Below are 16086 nucleotides of genomic sequence, written 5' to 3' on the forward strand. Positions count from 1 at the left end.
AAAATCTTTCATATTCTAAGAATACAATTAAAAATATATAGAAGGATATTAAGGGTGTCTTTAAATCTTTCACTGCAAATCTCCCTTCTTTATTCGCCTATATACTAAGTTTGCGAAGGTAATGATTATACTTAATATAGTTGACACCTTTTTCTCAAATATTATTTCGTAATCATGTCCAAGGTTATCATTTACTATTTCAAGTAGTCTTCTATTTTCTATTAAATCCTTTGGCCCGAAAATATTGCTAGTTTTAAAGCCATTCACCATATCTCTTAATTCTTTTTCATTACATAGCAGAGTTTTTAACTGGTTATTATTTTTTAGGACGATTCCGTTATTATTCTTTTGGACTTCGCTAGCAATGTTGCCACTATTGATATTTGTAATGATAAAAGCATTAGCAGACATACTTTCATAATAAGTGTAAGAATATGTTTCAGGACAAATTGAAGCTAAAACAACACAATCAATTGAATATTCTCGTAATTTTGTTACCATAGCATTTAAACCTTCTCTTTGAAATGAAACATCAATCTTATTTACATAAGTTAAGTTATCGTCACTAGCACCAAAGTGATAGTATTTATAATTACAATTATCATTATGGGATGTTTTTACTGCATCTTTCCAATTAAGCCAACCTTTATTCACTGCTTTAACTCCAACAAAAGCAATCTTCAGTGGTGCATTGGAAGTAATAGATTCCATGTTAGCATAGTATTTATCTATAAGCTGTTGATGGTAAATAATAATTATTTGGTTTTTAAAATTTGGATAGGCGTTTCCCCAGATATTTGCCGCAGAAGCTGAGGGAGCGATAATTTTCAGTCTATTTTTATATAAATCGAAAAATTCTCTTACTTTCGGTTGTATTCTTTTGGAACGATTATAATATTTACAATCGCTACATTTACTTGGACTCATTACTTCTGGCCCACAAAATTCTATGCCGTTTTTTAAAAAATTACATTGAGTACATATAGTATAATAATCATGAACAAAAAATTTTATTGGACTTTTAATAGAGTTCAGTAGGGTTTTTAAGTGTTTTATATCAATACGAAACAGTTGATGCGTATGAATATCTATGATATTATAGCCTTTCTTTTGAATAGCACTACATATATAAATTAGTTCTTTTATAGAAAGTAAACCTAACAATTTTTTATCTATGCTAGCTCCAAAATAGCCAGAGCTAATATATTTAGTTCTATCATCAGACCAAGGGAAATTCTTTGCTATCGGAAAAATATGTAGGTAAGAAATCCTACTTGAATAAAACATTTCCTGATGAGCTTTTATAACCTTATCAGTTCCGCCTCTTGTACTGATATAATTAGCACAAGATATAGATAAAACTATATTTTTAAATGAGCAAGTTTCTATTAACCTACATGCTGATTGAATTCTATTCATCTATTCACCTGATTTCACGTTCTTGCAGTTTTTTATTGCATTCAAGAAGGCGTATCCATATTTTTCGTCTGGTTCTAAATATGCACCTTCAGCCCATTCATTCCAAGCATTGATAACTACAAAAGGGGACTTATATTCTTTACATCTTTCCATTTGTTTTTCCATATAGTATTGGAAAAGTTCTGGTGTGGTGCCTTTCATAATCATTCCGTCGTAAGACCTTCGTGGAGTATTATCCCAATCTGTGAAGCCTCCTAAAATTGTGTTGTCTTGCTTTGGAGTTCTATTTATGATGTTTTCCCAACAGTTTTTATATGAAAAGCTACTTTCTAAAATTCCTATATTAAATTTTTTAAGCAGCTTATTTAAAATACGATTTTTTAACATTAAGAACCTTGAAAATAAATATTTTTGTTTTGAAATACCATATCTTAAGGTATACATCGGTTCACGCTCAAATACAGCATCACATTTTCCTTTATCTAAGGTAGAACGTGGACCTATTGTTTTCACAAAGTATATTCCATCAAAACCTAGTTTCTTGGCTTTCTCATTCCAGCACTGAATAAATTCGTCCAGCTTTTTAAAATTATTTGCTTCAAAAATAAAAAAGACAGGCTTATTTTCTAACTTAATATATCTTTTATCTATGAAATAATCCTTGCAGTAATCAAAATGAGCTATCCAATCCTGTTTATCACCATACTCTTGCTTAAATAATAATTCTGGTTCACGTCCAAACCAGTTTCTTCGCCAATCATGATTTGCCCAGTATAGGCAAAATTCTGTAGCTATATCTTTATTTTTTAATAGTAATTCAGTAGGTTTTTCCAATAATTTTTGCCCTTTAGAATAGTAATGATATATGGCAAATCCATCAATTCCATGATCTTTTGCTATATTTGATTGCCACCTTAGGGTATCTACATCAGTTAATTCATAATAATCATTGTTTAAAGGAGCTCTTGGCTGATAATGATTCTTGTATAGAGGTTTTGCATTTTTGCAAGCTACCCATTCGGTGTATCCCTTTCCCCACCAATTATTATTGTATTCTGTCTCGTAAAACTGAGGTAAGTAAAGCGCTAATATTTTTGTGTCCAATGATTTTCCTCCAGATATAACTTATTAAACAATAATAGAATCTTTAAGAATTTCGGTAAAGGATGTTTTTGCACTTTCAGCGGAGTAATTATCCCTTCCAAAGTTAAAGGCATTTAAGGTCATTTCGCTATAAGTAGTATTATCCAAGCTTATTGCAAACCTTAATTTTGATACAAACATATCTATATTTCCTTCTTCTACTAGAAATCCTGTGTTGCCGTCTATAACTTGTTCAGATATTGCGCCAACATCAAAGGAAATAACCGGTCTAGAATGTTTATAGGCATCCATTATTACACCAGATTGTGTTGCAGATTCATAAGGGAGTATGATCCAATCTGCTTTAAAAAAGTAATTATGCATTTCTTCAAATTCAATATATCTAGTTACAAGGTTAACATTTTTATTTTTTTTAATTTCTGCTACATTAGATTCAAGTCCAGGCTCAACTCTGCCAACAACATTGAATTGAATTTCAGGGCATTTCTCAATAATTTTAATTAGATTGTCTAGGCCTTTATAGGGATTGATTCTACCAAAAAATAATACTGTCTTTGTATTAGTAGGCTTTTTATATGGGAAAAACCTACACCAAAGGTTTATAATTGATATTTTGGAAGGATCATAACTGTATTTCTTGCAAAAGTAATCCTTATACATAACATTACGAAGAATTATTCTATCTGTAAGCTTTGTAACAAAGCGGTACATAATTTCTAAAGTTTTTTCATGTTTGTCTCCCTTGTGCGGTATAACATCGTGGATTGCATGATATATCCGAGGTTTTCTGCAAAAGATCATAATAATTAAATTCCATATGTGTAAGCTTTCAAAATAAATCACGTCAAATTGTTGCTTTTTAATTTCCTTTATCAACTTAAATAATGCAATTAATTTAAAAGTGTCCTTGCTAATACCAGGTTTTTTAGGGGCATCCACTAAGAGATTATGGCTGGTATTTTGAAATTGAATTTCTGGAGTTTGTAATCCAATAGTCCAAATATCTTCTGTGGGTTGCAATTCTTCAAACATACTATAGATACTATCTTGAAAGCATGTGTGTGTAGAAAATGTAATCAGTGCTATTTTCACATTTATCACCACCTTTTCTAATATTGAACAGTTTTACAACTGCCATTAAGATAATTATTCTAGTGGAATTATGATTATGTCTTAAATGTCCCTTTTGTAGAAAGTAATCTGTGACCTTTTGAATAAGGAGTTGATACCTTATGTGCATTGACATAGTCCATTGTATAGAGCACTCTAGAACTTTGGTATGTAGAGTTGATGGTTATAAGTCTACTTTGGAGCGAAAATAATCCCTTTAGTTGTAAAGGTTTTACTACTAAAGTAGTAAAGAACATACCTAAATATACTGCTGAAGATATGGTACGGAGTAAGATATGTATATTAAAAAGTGCCATATTAAATAGTTAAAGTTTGTAACTACAAAGTAAACTTTCGAGGTGAGAGAAGACGAGGGATATTATTTATAATTAAGGTAAAGGTGTAGATGATAGAAATTTAAGAAAATTAGAGTCTAAGGCTCTTTAAAAAATAAGCTTTTGAGCAGATATCTTAGGTTTTCATGTATTAGAGGAAGCTGCTGGTGTAAAAGCGTTGAAAGGGTTAGGTGGATAATATGAATAATGCGAAAATGGAAATCAGTAGTACTGTTGAAGCGGTGGAAGTAAGATTATTAGCTTTAAAAAGAAATGAAAAGCTTCTTTATGAAAAAATGAAAAGGTTTTTAGATATTTTTTTATCTTTGATTGGTTGTGTAATTGGAATACCAATAGTGATAATAACTTGCATAGTTGTAGTGCTAGAGTCTAAGGGAAATCCAATTTATACACAGGAGAGACTTGGAAAGGATGGTCAGGCATTTAAACTCTATAAAATTAGGTCTATGTGCACTGACGCAGAAAAAAATGGTCCTAAGTGGGCTGATAAAAATGATAGCAGGGTAACAAGGGTTGGAAAATTTATTAGAAAGACAAGAATAGATGAAATACCTCAATTATTCAATATTCTAAAAGGGGATATGAGTATAGTAGGTCCGAGACCAGAAAGATCTGTATTTACATTTGAATTTCAAAAAGAAATACCAACATTTATAAATAGATTGCAGGTTAAACCAGGTTTAACAGGCTTAGCTCAAGTTAATGGTGGCTATGATATAACACCTAAGGAAAAATTGAAACATGATTTAGAGTATATCGAAAATAGAAATTTCTCCATGGACTTTAAAATAATATTGAAAACAGCACTTATAGTATTTAATCATAAAGGCGCAAGATAGCTAGCCTATATAAAAAGGGACAAGATAATTGGTTTATATAAGTTAGATAAAAGATAACTAGCCTATACAAACTTAGATAATTGAAGGATGGTGATGGATAAATGAAGATATTAATTACAGGAGGGGCTGGATTTATAGCTTCTCATATAGCTGATAGATTAGTTGAATTAGACTATGATGTAGTTATTTTTGATAATCTTTCATCAGGAAAGGTAGAAAATATAAATCCCAAGTGTAAATTCTATAAAGGTGATATAACTAATTATGAAGCTATGAAGCTTGTATTTGATATTGAAAGACCAGAAGTTGTCATTCATCACGCTGCACAAATAGATGTACAAACATCTTTGAAGAATCCAGCTTTTGATGCGCAAATTAATATAATAGGAACTATAAATGTATTAGAATGTTGTAGAGAAACAAAGGTAAGAAAGATAATTTATCCATCCTCAGCAGCAGTGTATGGGAATCCAAAGTATTTGCCTGTTGATGAAAATCATCCAGTGGAGCCTATATCATTTTATGGTATATCCAAACATACTCCATGTCATTATATTAAGGCTTATTCAGAACTTTACAATATCAAATATACAATTTTTAGATATGCTAATGTCTATGGACCAAGACAAGATAATCATGGTGAAGGCGGAGTAGTGTCCATTTTTGCAAACCGATTATTGAGGAAAGAAACCTGTTATATATATGGGGATGGAAAGCAGACTAGAGATTTTATTTATGTTAAAGATGTTGCCAATGCTAATGTTTTGGCTTTAGATAGAGGGGACAATGAAATTATCGATATAAGTAGTAATAAACCCGTAACAATAAATCAATTGCATAAGGTAATGAAAGAAATAAGTAAATGTAGTGTAGCAGTTGAATATAAGGAAGCTAGAAATGGAGACATACTTCATAGCTATTTAAGTAATGAAAAGGCATCGGGATGTTTAGGATGGAAGGATAAACATGATATTAAAAGTGGACTAAAGGAAACTTTAAATTATTACTATAATGTGCTAACAGAAATGGAAGTTGCAGCTGAAACGAGAGTATAAAATTGTTTATAATAAGTGTTTTGAGGCATGAGAGCTTGTTAGAGGCTTTCATGCCTTTATTACATTATTCATGAAAATAAACTTATTCTATTATGTCACTCTATAGTGACAAAAACAAAGAAGAAAAAAGGTACAACAAGGATTATGTAGATAATTATGTAACAAAGACAAATAACTGCTGAAGATTGACTAGTTTCAGGTTGGTAATTTTCAGGATAACAGAATATAATGATATTGTCACTATATAGTGACAGAACTGTTTATTGGGAGAAATTAATTATGGATATTACTATTATAACTACAGAAAATAGAAGGCTATATCCAGCTGTTATATATAATATTGAAGATAATGAGCGAAAAATTCCGATTTTGGACATTGATGATATATATGATTTGTTGTATAAGGAACAAAATATATTGGTTACTTCAGATCAATATGATCAATATGGGAATAAGTTGAAACTATTTAATGGTAAACTTGAAAAATCAGATATTAAAGCTATGTTTGCTAGTAAACAAGAAGAAATTAATAAGGATTTAACTTCAATTATGACTTTATCTGAAGCAGCAAAAAAGTGGGGATTAGCTAATGGGTCTACTATTAGGAAAGCAATTGAGAGAGGAAAATTTCAGCAAAATGAGATTAAACAAGCAGGTGATGTATGGATTATTACATACCAAGCAATGGAGAGAGTATTTGGTTCAATAAAAAATGAAGATAACGCCTATGTAATATATGATAACTTTGAGAATGTTTATTTAACAAAAGAGTATTATAAATATCTTCAACTAGCTTTTCTTGAAGGACCGTACTATGATATGAGGACTAGAGAACTTGAAACTAAGTATCAATATATAAAGGAGATATTGATTAAAGGATTAGAAGCATTAAGAAACAATCAAAAGGTTATTATAAAGCAAAATAAGAATAATCAGATAAGACAAATAATATGCACTGAGGAAGAATACTATTTATACATTGAAATATTTCATGGTAAGAAAAACTTACCTACAGAGTGGGTTGAGAAATTGACAAAGGACTTAAAAGCTCTTCCAAAGTAGGACTATTTGGGGAAACATATATGTTCGTAATAGATTTCCTAGAAATACAGTATTAATATTTTTAGTACTGCTTTAAATAAGAAAAAGATAAGAATTGGTTTAAGATAAAAGAATATATGGAGGATTGTTATTATGATATTAGTAAACTGTGTATGGAAGCAGGCGGAGGTAATAAAAAAGATTGAGTCTTTAGAACTTAACGGAGAGAAGCCATTTAAGCATACAAAGACTGATGGCATGAGGATATATTTTGATTCTAAAATAGGAGATATGATAGGTGAAATGGAATATATGCTTATAATGAATGCAATAATGGAGATTCCAGGAGGGAGTGCTCTTGCAGTTAGCATTTTGCCTGTAATAAATGATAGTGTCTTTGAAGGATATAGATATACAGTATGTGGAACTTCCCCTGAACAAATTGAAAAGGATTCTTCAAGATAAAAATCTGAGGAGATGAAATTAGTTAGGAGTGATGTCTAAATGGTATCCAAAATAGAATCAGTACCAAACTTGAAAAATGAAAATTTTAGTATAATATGCAACAATTGCATAGGTGGATTTATATATCAATATTACAATATTGAATACAAGACCCCTACAATAGGGCTATTTTTTCTTGCACAAGATTATGTTAAATTTTTGTCGAATATTGAGTTCTATCTTTCAAAGCAGTTAGAGTTTATTGATCCAAAGGAATCTATACATTTTGAGCAATTTAAAAGATATGTAGATTCTATAAACTTCCCAATTGCCAAGTTAGATGATATTGAAATATTTTTTTTGCATTATAAAGATCAAGAAGAGGTAATAGAAAAATGGAATAGGCGAATGAGTAGAGTTAACTGGAAGGATTTGATAATTATTCTTGCGGAAAATGAGACTTGTAACTATGAAGTAATAAAACAATTTGATGCTCTTCCATTTAATAATAAGGTATGTTTTACAAAAGATCATTATCCAGAAATACAATCAGCATGTTGTATAGAGGAAATGAAAGATCCTACAAGGTTGTGGGATGTAGAAATAATAATGAAGCATTTTGACATAACAAGTTTTATAAATAATAGGATTATAAAGTTGGAATAATTAAAACTATGTAGAAGGGGATTATAGTTTGGTAAGGCAAGATAAAGTTGTGATATAATGATTACAAAATAAAGAAAAAATAAGAAATTATCTGGAGTGTAATATGTACAAGATTTTAATTGTGGAAGATGATATGGTAATTGCAAAGTCAATGAAAAATAGCTTGTGTCAGTGGGGTCACGAAACGGAATGTATAACTGATTTCAAAGATGTTATTGCACAATTTGTACAGTTGGAGCCACATCTTGTGCTTTTAGATATATCGTTACCATTTTTCAATGGTTACCATTGGTGCAGTGAAATACGAAAAATATCCAGTGTTCCTATAATCTTTATTTCCTCTATGTCAGATAATATGAATGTAATTATGGCAGTAAATATGGGTGGCGATGACTTTATTGCTAAGCCTTTTGATTTAAATATTCTTGTGGCAAAGGTTCAGGCGCTGCTCAGAAGAACTTATTCTTTTGGAGGGAAAATGGATGTAATAGAACATAAGGGTGTAGTTCTAAATCTTAATAGTGCAATGTTAGAATATAAAAATAATAAGCTTGAGCTTACGAAAAATGAGTTTAAGATTCTTCAGATTTTATTTGAGAATATCGGAAAAGCCATCTCTCGAGATGATATTATGACAAGACTTTGGGAAAGTGATAGCTACATAGATGACAACACTTTAACAGTTAACGTTACCCGTTTGAGAAAGAAACTCTCAGATGTTGGACTTTCTGATTTTGTTAAAACGAAAAAGGGTATAGGTTATATGGTGGAATAAGATGAAGGAAAAAGGTTTTTTACAGGTTTTACTGTGTTACATTAAAGATCACAAAAAAATAATAGTACTGGACAGTGTTTTTATTTTTATATTTGTTATAGTTTTCTATTTATATGCTTTGCCTCTTGAGTCAATATTATATGGATTTCTTTTATCGGGCTCTGTGGGAGTTGGAGTTATATTTAATGACTTCATTAAATATTATAGAAAACATAAACAGTTATGTATTCTTGAAAAACAAATAACTAGTGGTTTAGATAGAATACCTCCAGCTAAAAATTTGATTGAAGATAACTATCAAGATATTTTGATGGCACTTTATAATCAAAGTACGGAACTAGCTTCAAAGATAGATATTAAACAGACTGAAATGATAGATTATTATACACTTTGGGCACATCAAATTAAAACTCCTATTGCTGCAATGAGCTTATTATTGCAAAGTGATAAAACAGAAGAAAACAAAGAATTGTTAACACAAGTCTTTAGAATAGAGCAATATGTTGAAATGGTGCTGTGCTACTTAAAAATAGATGGTACATCATCAGATTTACTTCTTCAGAATTATAACTTATTAGATATCGTAAGACAGAGCGTTAGAAAATATGCTTACATGTTTATTAGAAAGAATATAGTGCTAGAATTAAAAGAAATGGAGTGTACCGTATTAACTGATGAAAAATGGTTAGCATTTGTAATTGAACAAATACTATCAAATGCTCTAAAGTATACAAGTAGCGGTAAAATATCCATATATATGGAGGAAACTGTAGGAAAAGTCCTTGTAATTGAGGATACAGGAATAGGGATTGCAGAAGAGGACTTGCCTAGAGTATTTGAAAAAGGATTTACTGGTTATAACGGGCGAATGGATAAGAAGGCAACTGGAATTGGACTTTATCTTTGCAAAAAGATCCTCGATAAGCTTTCGCATAAAGTAACCATTGATTCTAAAATTAATGTTGGGACAACAGTGAAAATTGACCTTACTTCTATAAAAACTATAGTTGAATAAGGGATGCTCAAAAATAATAGTAATTTTCTTAAGGTATATTTTAGAACATTTACTATTTGAAAAAAGATTTCTAAAATAATAGGCTAGTACATTGGTCTATTATTTTTTTTCTTGCGGACAAAAGTAACCTTACACCGATGTAAGGTTAGAATGCTAAATGTAAGGAAAAGTTATGGATGGGCATTTTTGTTTTTCTTATAATTAGAGTATAGTCAAGTTGCTGTGGAGGTAAAAGTACTAAAGGTACTTTTACAGGTACTCTGGTGAATAAGAAGGAACTCCTTAGTATCTCATGTTTTGACTAAGAGGAGGAAGAAGAGATGAAATTATTAGAAGTAAATAATCTAAAGAAAATATATACTACAAGATTTGGTGGAAATCAAGTTCAAGCACTTAGCAATGTAACATTCTCCGTAGAGAAGGGTGAATATGTTGCAATTATGGGAGAGTCAGGTTCAGGAAAAACTACACTACTAAATATATTGGCATCCTTAGATAAGCCTACTAGTGGCGAGATTTTATTGCAAGGTAAAAACATTGTATCAATTAAAGAAAGTGAAATAGTTGCCTTTCGTAGAGATAACCTAGGTTTTGTGTTTCAAGACTTTAACTTACTTGATACATTTTCTTTAAAGGATAATATATTCCTACCACTTGTTTTATCTAGAAAGTCATATGAGGAAATGGAAAAAAGATTAATGCCTATCGCTGAGAAGCTAGGTATAAAAGATATTTTAGAGAAGTTTCCTTATGAAGTATCTGGTGGGCAAAAACAAAGAGCTGCTGTTGCAAGAGCTCTGATCACAGAGCCACAGCTTATTTTGGCAGATGAACCAACAGGGGCACTTGATTCTAAGGCTACAGATCAGTTGTTAAAATTATTTTCAGAAATTAATAAAGAGGATCAAACTATCGTTATGGTTACTCATAGTACTAAAGCAGCGAGTCATGCAGGGAGAGTATTATTTATTAAAGATGGAGAGGTTTATCACCAGATATATAAAGGCTCAATGTCTAATGAAGAGATGTTTGAAAAAATTTCAAATACACTTACAGTCATTGCTGCTGGAGGTGGAGTAAATGAATAAGTTATTTTATCCGAAGCTAGCAGTAACAAATATTAAAAAGAATAGCAAGACATACTTACCTTTTATCATTACCTGTATATGCACCATAGCAATGTTTTATATTATGCATGCTCTTTCAATAAATAAAGGATTAGATGGCGCAAGTGGCTCTGCAAGCGTAAAAATATTACTCTTTTTAGGAACAATAGTAATAGGGATTTTTTCAGCTATATTTCTTTTCTATACAAATAGTTTTTTGATAAAAAGACGTAAGAAGGAAATCGGACTATATAATGTGTTAGGCCTTGAGAAAAAACATATTGCTAAGGTTATGTTTTTCGAATGTATGTATACTTCGGTTATTAGTTTAGTAGTTGGACTTATTGCTGGGATTATCCTAAATAAACTTATGTTTCTTTTACTTTTAAAGCTTTTAAAATTTGAAGTAGCCTTTGGTTTTTACGTGTCAGTACCATCTATAATAAAAACTTTAATTCTTTTTATAGGTATTTTTTCCTTAAACCTATTATCAAATTTATTTCAAATTAAGATGTCAAAGCCTATAGAGCTTTTAAAAGGTGCAGAACATGGAGAAAAAGAACCAAAAACTAAATGGATTATAACTATCATAGGTGTTATAGCTCTTGTTGCTGGATATACAATAGCTTTAAAGGTTAAAGCTCCTATAGCTGCTTTAAAATTGTTTTTCGGTGCAGTTCTTTTAGTTATGTTAGGCACATATGCCCTATTTACAGCAGGAAGTATTGCAGTACTAAAGCTTTTAAGAAAAAATAAAAAGTTTTACTATAAAACAAGTAATTTCATCTCTGTTTCTGGCATGATGTACAGAATGAAACAAAATGCAGTAGGGCTTGCAAATATTTGTATATTAAGCACTGCAGTGCTTGTTATGCTTTCTACTACAGTTGCTTTATATGTAGGAATGGAAGATGTAATAAGAACTAGATTTCCAAGAAATTTAGTAATGAATGCTTCACAAATTCAAGAGGCGCAAGCACAAAAAATAGATAAAATTTTGGATACTGAAGCAAAAAATAACAACATAGCCATAGAAAATAAACTTAATTATTGGGAAAATAGTTTTCCAGTTATAAAAAAGAATGGAAAATTTTTATTAACTGGCGAAGAAGATATGAGTTCAACTGTTTGCGTTATTGTAGCAATTCCTATTTCTGATTATAACAGAATAACAGGAAAGAATATTACCCTGGCTAATGATGAAGCCTTGAGTTTTTCAAAAGTAAAAGATTATGATAAAAATAGCATTACCATTGAGAACAAAACCTTGAAAATCAAAGAAGCTTTAGATAAGCCTATACAAGGACTAGAATATGGTATTGAAGATATGGTAGACACTTATGTATTGTTTGTAAATAATATAGATTCTATAGGAAAAGAGAATAATAAAAAATATTCAATTGGAGTTGATATTCAAGGAACGGATAAGGAGATTATAACACTATCTAATAAGCTCAGCGAAAAGCTTAGTGAAAACAACATAACAACATATATTGATAGCTCTGCAGGTAGTAGAGAAGATTTCTTTATGGTGTATGGTGGATTATTCTTTTTAGGTATCTTCTTAGGTACATTATTTTTAATGGCAACAGTATTGATTATTTATTACAAACAAATATCTGAAGGCTATGATGATAAAAACCGCTTTGAAATTATGCAGAAGGTAGGAATGGGTAAAGATGAAATAAAGAAAACTATAAGAAGACAAGTATTGATGGTATTTTTTCTACCACTTGTTTTTGCTATGATTCATATTGCTTTTGCATTCCCAATGATTACAAAGCTTCTAGCTGTTCTAAATTTGAAGAATGTATCATTATTTATGATTTCTACTATAGCAACAATCCTTGTTTTTGCAGTGATTTATGCAATTGTATTTTCATTAACTGCGAGAACTTACTACAAAATTGTTGAATAAGTAGAAAGAGTAATAGAAGTTGAGAAAATAGTTATTATATAGTTGATTATGATATAAAGTATTGGATAAAAAATAATGCTTTACTTTTGATATCTTGAGACCCTATACCATTAAGTGGTTAGGGTCTTTAATTTTCATATTATTTGTTATTCTTGCTATTCTAGTAACTTACTAAAGGATTTTCTTGGGTTTTCTGTAGTATTTCAGGATGAACTTTTCACCTTTGATTCAGATATGTGTCTTAGATCTCATTTTCTTAAGTTTTAGGACAATTTTTTTGATTTTATAAGAAACTTATTAAAGGTTAAAATCAGTAAAAATATATATTTAATTGGCACAGAAATAATATTGGCGCAGTAGTAAGAAAGTTTTCAAAAAGTTAAAAACATTATATACTAAATCTATTCAAAATAATGGTAAAATTATATTATATTACATGTGATAAAAAATGTTTGTAGAACATAGCTTGTATTTTTGTAAAGGATTACGAGAGTTTAGTAGGGTATAGAACTAAAATCCTTTGTAAGAATAACAAATCTTGTCTATAAGCTGGAGGAGAAAAAATAATTCAATTAAAAAGGGGGGTATAGTCAGAAAAATAATAAAACATCAAATATAATATTCACGTACATATTTTCTACTGCTTAAGATGAATTAATATAATCCTTATTACGTGTAGATTGTATAAAATTAAGGAGGAACTTTTATGAATATTAAAAAAAACATTCTTAATGTAGTTATGGCTATAGCACTATTAGCTTATAGCATCCCAGTAAGTGTAAATGCAACAGAAGCTGATTATTCTAATTTAATTGTTAGTCCCGCTGAAAAACCTTCTGAGGGAGGAGCATTACAAATTCTTGAAAAGAGCGGGCAAAAGACAATATGTGATCAAAGTGGGAAATCTATTCAATTACGTGGAATGTGTACTCATGGACTACAGTGGTTTCCAGGAACAATCAATAACAATGCTTTTGCAGCTCTTTCTAATGATTGGGGCTCAAATGTAATACGTTTAGCTATGTATGTAACTGAAAATGGCTATAATAATGACCCAATAGGTATGAAGGAAAAGGTAATAAAAGGAGTAGATTTTGCAATAGCAAATAATATGTACGTTATTGTAGATTGGCATATGATTACGCCTGGAGACCCAAATGCAGCTGAATATTCAGCTGCAAAGGCTTTCTTTGAAGAAATTTCTAGTTTATATCCTAATAATCCAAATATAATTTATGAACTTTGTAATGAACCTAATGGTGAAGCACCAGGAGTAACTGCTGATGCGAATGGTTGGATAAAGGTAAAAAATTATGCAGAACCAATTATAAAAATGTTGCGTGATAAAGGAAATAAAAATCTTGTTATTGTTGGAAGCCCTTATTGGAGTCACCGTACAGATTTGGCAGCTGATAATCCAGTTATAGATAGTGCAGATAATACAGCCTATGCAGCACATTTTTCCGCTGGAAGTGATTACCCAACAACAGATGATACTGATAGGAGAAAGGTTATGACTAGCATTAAATATGCTCTTAATCATGGAGTTGCAGTATTTGTATCTGAATGGACACTTGCTGAAGCTGGTGGGATGATTGAAAGTGGCGGATTATATTATGATTATGCAGATAATTGGTTAGATTTTTTTAGCAAAAACAATATAAGTTGGTGTGCTTGGTCTATATGTAATAATAACTATACATCATCATCCCTAGTACCTTATGAGATGTGTAAGACTAATGAAACAAGCCTAGATCCAGGTGACGATCAACTGTGGTCACCCAATGAAATATCTCCAGCAGGAGAATATTATCGTGCACGTATTAAGGGAATCACATACAATCCAATTGATCGCAAAAAGGTAGACTTTACTACAAATCTTTTTGATTTCGATGATGATACTACACAAGGCTTTGGAATTAATAGAGATAGCTTTGTAAAAAGTGTAATGCTATCTAATGAAAACAAGGCTTTAAAGCTTAATGGTTTAAGTGCTAGTAATGACATATCTGACTATAATTTTTGGGGGAATGCTCGTCTTTCAGCAGAGGCATCTGGGTTATACAAAGATATAAAGGATGCAGAAAATTTAACTATGGATGTTATTACAGCGACACCTGCAACGGTATCTATCGCAGTAGTGCCACAAAGCTACTATCATAGTTGGATTGATCCTAAAAATGCTGTACAAGTAGTTCCAGAGGATTTTAAATTGCAACAAGATGGTTCTTATAAAGCAACTTTGACAATTTCATCAGAGGATTCACCAAATCTCAAGGCAATTGCTTCAGATTCAAAGGATAGTATATTAACAGATATAGTGTTAATTGTTGGATCAACAACAAGTGCTATTTCAATAGATAACATAGCAGTTTCGGGAACCCATACTATAGTTGACCAACCAATTGTACATTCACCAATTGGAACACCGACTATTCCATCAGACTTTGAAGATTCGACTCGTAATGGGTGGGATTGGGATAAAAACTCAGGAGTTAAAGGTTCATTAACTATTGAAGAAGCAAATAATTCTAAGGCTATGTCTTGGTATGTTCAATATCCAAAGGTAAAACCTTCAGATTTGTGGACAGCATCACCTCATATAAGGCTAATTAAAGCGAAGGCTACACCTGTAGCTAACAATTATTTAACCTTTGATTTATATTTAAATCCAATTAGTGCAAGTAAAGGTTCTATACTAATTTACTTAGTAACTGAATCTCCAGAGCTTGGTTATTGGGCAATGGCTTCAGAGAAATATAATATTCCTCTAACAAACCTTAACCAAGTAGAGAAAACAACTGATGGATTATATCACTACAAGGTTAACTTTGATTTAAGAAAAATTGATGGTGATAAAGTTATTTTACCGAATACAAATCTAGATCCTCTAACACTTGTTTTTTATGATGTGAACTGTGATTTTGATGGTAAAATGTACATAGATAACATTAAATTTTCTAATGATATAACACAATAGGTGTAAGAGAGAAGCGAACCCCTATTTATAACGATAAGAAGATAAGAAGTTATATGCTACAGTAAGTATAAGAGTTAAGAGAAACCAATGAGAAAATTATTTTTCTAAAAACATATAGCCTGAAACATTCAACTAGTGTTTATGAATGTTTCAGGCTTAATTATTTCTTGTAAAAATATATTCTAAATATATGTAGCAACATCATGAAAATTTGAAGTAGCTTAGTTACTTCTTGGGTAAATATATTCACAAATTAGA

The 16086-nt window shown here is 30.7% G+C and carries 13 protein-coding genes; 10 read left to right on the top strand and 3 right to left on the bottom strand.

Annotated elements, in window-relative coordinates; genetic code table 11:
- Positions 1-69 precede the first annotated feature (69 nt).
- The 3 genes from CLOCEL_RS04490 to CLOCEL_RS04500 are packed head-to-tail and all read right to left on the bottom strand — an operon-like array spanning position 70 to position 3615.
- Positions 70-1419 carry a glycosyltransferase family protein gene (locus tag CLOCEL_RS04490; RefSeq protein ID WP_010076497.1) on the bottom strand — a complete coding sequence of 450 codons (1350 nt, stop codon included), beginning with the start codon at positions 1417-1419 and terminating at the stop codon, positions 70-72.
- Positions 1420-2523 carry a glycosyltransferase WbsX family protein gene (locus tag CLOCEL_RS04495; protein ID WP_010076496.1) on the bottom strand — a complete coding sequence of 368 codons (1104 nt, stop codon included), beginning with the start codon at positions 2521-2523 and terminating at the stop codon, positions 1420-1422.
- Between the two features lie 24 nt (positions 2524-2547).
- Positions 2548-3615 carry a glycosyltransferase family 4 protein gene (locus CLOCEL_RS04500; protein ID WP_010076495.1) on the bottom strand — a complete coding sequence of 356 codons (1068 nt, stop codon included), beginning with the start codon at positions 3613-3615 and terminating at the stop codon, positions 2548-2550.
- 553 nt (positions 3616-4168) lie between these two features.
- Here CLOCEL_RS04500 and CLOCEL_RS04505 point away from each other — a divergent pair.
- From CLOCEL_RS04505 to CLOCEL_RS04550, 10 genes are all read left to right on the top strand, one after another.
- Complete coding sequence (locus CLOCEL_RS04505; RefSeq protein WP_010076493.1) at positions 4169-4828, top strand: sugar transferase; 660 nt, start codon at positions 4169-4171, stop codon at positions 4826-4828.
- A 101-nt stretch (positions 4829-4929) separates the two neighbouring features.
- Positions 4930-5883 carry an NAD-dependent epimerase/dehydratase family protein gene (locus tag CLOCEL_RS04510; protein ID WP_010076492.1) on the top strand — a complete coding sequence of 318 codons (954 nt, stop codon included), beginning with the start codon at positions 4930-4932 and terminating at the stop codon, positions 5881-5883.
- Positions 5884-6162: 279 nt separating this feature from the next.
- On the top strand, positions 6163-6945 hold the full coding sequence (locus tag CLOCEL_RS04515; RefSeq protein ID WP_010076491.1) for a helix-turn-helix domain-containing protein: 783 nt from the start codon (positions 6163-6165) through the stop codon (positions 6943-6945).
- A 132-nt stretch (positions 6946-7077) separates the two neighbouring features.
- Positions 7078-7389 (top strand): hypothetical protein, encoded by a 312-nt coding sequence (locus tag CLOCEL_RS04520; protein WP_010076490.1) that lies wholly within the window; start codon positions 7078-7080, stop codon positions 7387-7389.
- Positions 7390-7428: 39 nt separating this feature from the next.
- A complete protein-coding gene (locus CLOCEL_RS04525) occupies positions 7429-8034 on the top strand; it encodes a DUF1919 domain-containing protein (protein ID WP_010076489.1) in 606 nt (201 codons plus the stop codon).
- Positions 8035-8137: 103 nt separating this feature from the next.
- Positions 8138-8809 carry a response regulator transcription factor gene (locus tag CLOCEL_RS04530; RefSeq protein ID WP_010076488.1) on the top strand — a complete coding sequence of 224 codons (672 nt, stop codon included), beginning with the start codon at positions 8138-8140 and terminating at the stop codon, positions 8807-8809.
- A gap of 1 nt (position 8810) precedes the next feature.
- A complete protein-coding gene (locus CLOCEL_RS04535) occupies positions 8811-9824 on the top strand; it encodes a sensor histidine kinase (RefSeq protein ID WP_010076487.1) in 1014 nt (337 codons plus the stop codon).
- A 320-nt stretch (positions 9825-10144) separates the two neighbouring features.
- Positions 10145-10912, top strand: coding sequence for an ABC transporter ATP-binding protein (locus tag CLOCEL_RS04540; RefSeq protein WP_010076486.1), 768 nt, complete (start codon positions 10145-10147; stop codon positions 10910-10912).
- A complete protein-coding gene (locus CLOCEL_RS04545; protein ID WP_010076485.1) occupies positions 10905-12848 on the top strand; it encodes an FtsX-like permease family protein in 1944 nt (647 codons plus the stop codon). The genes CLOCEL_RS04540 and CLOCEL_RS04545 overlap by 8 nt, the downstream gene beginning before the upstream one ends.
- Before the next feature lie 706 nt (positions 12849-13554).
- Positions 13555-15828, top strand: coding sequence for a carbohydrate-binding domain-containing protein (locus CLOCEL_RS04550; protein WP_010076484.1), 2274 nt, complete (start codon positions 13555-13557; stop codon positions 15826-15828).
- Positions 15829-16086: the final 258 nt, after the last annotated feature.

The sequence above is a fragment of the Clostridium cellulovorans 743B genome (assembly GCF_000145275.1).
Taxonomy (GTDB): domain Bacteria; phylum Bacillota; class Clostridia; order Clostridiales; family Clostridiaceae; genus Clostridium_K; species Clostridium_K cellulovorans.

Bases quoted from the DNA above. Each gene is read 5' to 3' on its own strand.
- CLOCEL_RS04490 (WP_010076497.1), bottom strand. From the start codon at position 1,419: ATGAATAGAATTCAATCAGCATGTAGGTTAATAGAAACTTGCTCATTT.
- CLOCEL_RS04505 (WP_010076493.1), top strand. From the start codon at position 4,169: ATGAATAATGCGAAAATGGAAATCAGTAGTACTGTTGAAGCGGTGGAA.
- CLOCEL_RS04510 (WP_010076492.1), top strand. From the start codon at position 4,930: ATGAAGATATTAATTACAGGAGGGGCTGGATTTATAGCTTCTCATATA.
- CLOCEL_RS04515 (WP_010076491.1), top strand. From the start codon at position 6,163: ATGGATATTACTATTATAACTACAGAAAATAGAAGGCTATATCCAGCT.
- CLOCEL_RS04520 (WP_010076490.1), top strand. From the start codon at position 7,078: ATGATATTAGTAAACTGTGTATGGAAGCAGGCGGAGGTAATAAAAAAG.
- CLOCEL_RS04525 (WP_010076489.1), top strand. From the start codon at position 7,429: ATGGTATCCAAAATAGAATCAGTACCAAACTTGAAAAATGAAAATTTT.
- CLOCEL_RS04530 (WP_010076488.1), top strand. From the start codon at position 8,138: ATGTACAAGATTTTAATTGTGGAAGATGATATGGTAATTGCAAAGTCA.
- CLOCEL_RS04535 (WP_010076487.1), top strand. From the start codon at position 8,811: ATGAAGGAAAAAGGTTTTTTACAGGTTTTACTGTGTTACATTAAAGAT.
- CLOCEL_RS04540 (WP_010076486.1), top strand. From the start codon at position 10,145: ATGAAATTATTAGAAGTAAATAATCTAAAGAAAATATATACTACAAGA.
- CLOCEL_RS04545 (WP_010076485.1), top strand. From the start codon at position 10,905: ATGAATAAGTTATTTTATCCGAAGCTAGCAGTAACAAATATTAAAAAG.
- CLOCEL_RS04550 (WP_010076484.1), top strand. From the start codon at position 13,555: ATGAATATTAAAAAAAACATTCTTAATGTAGTTATGGCTATAGCACTA.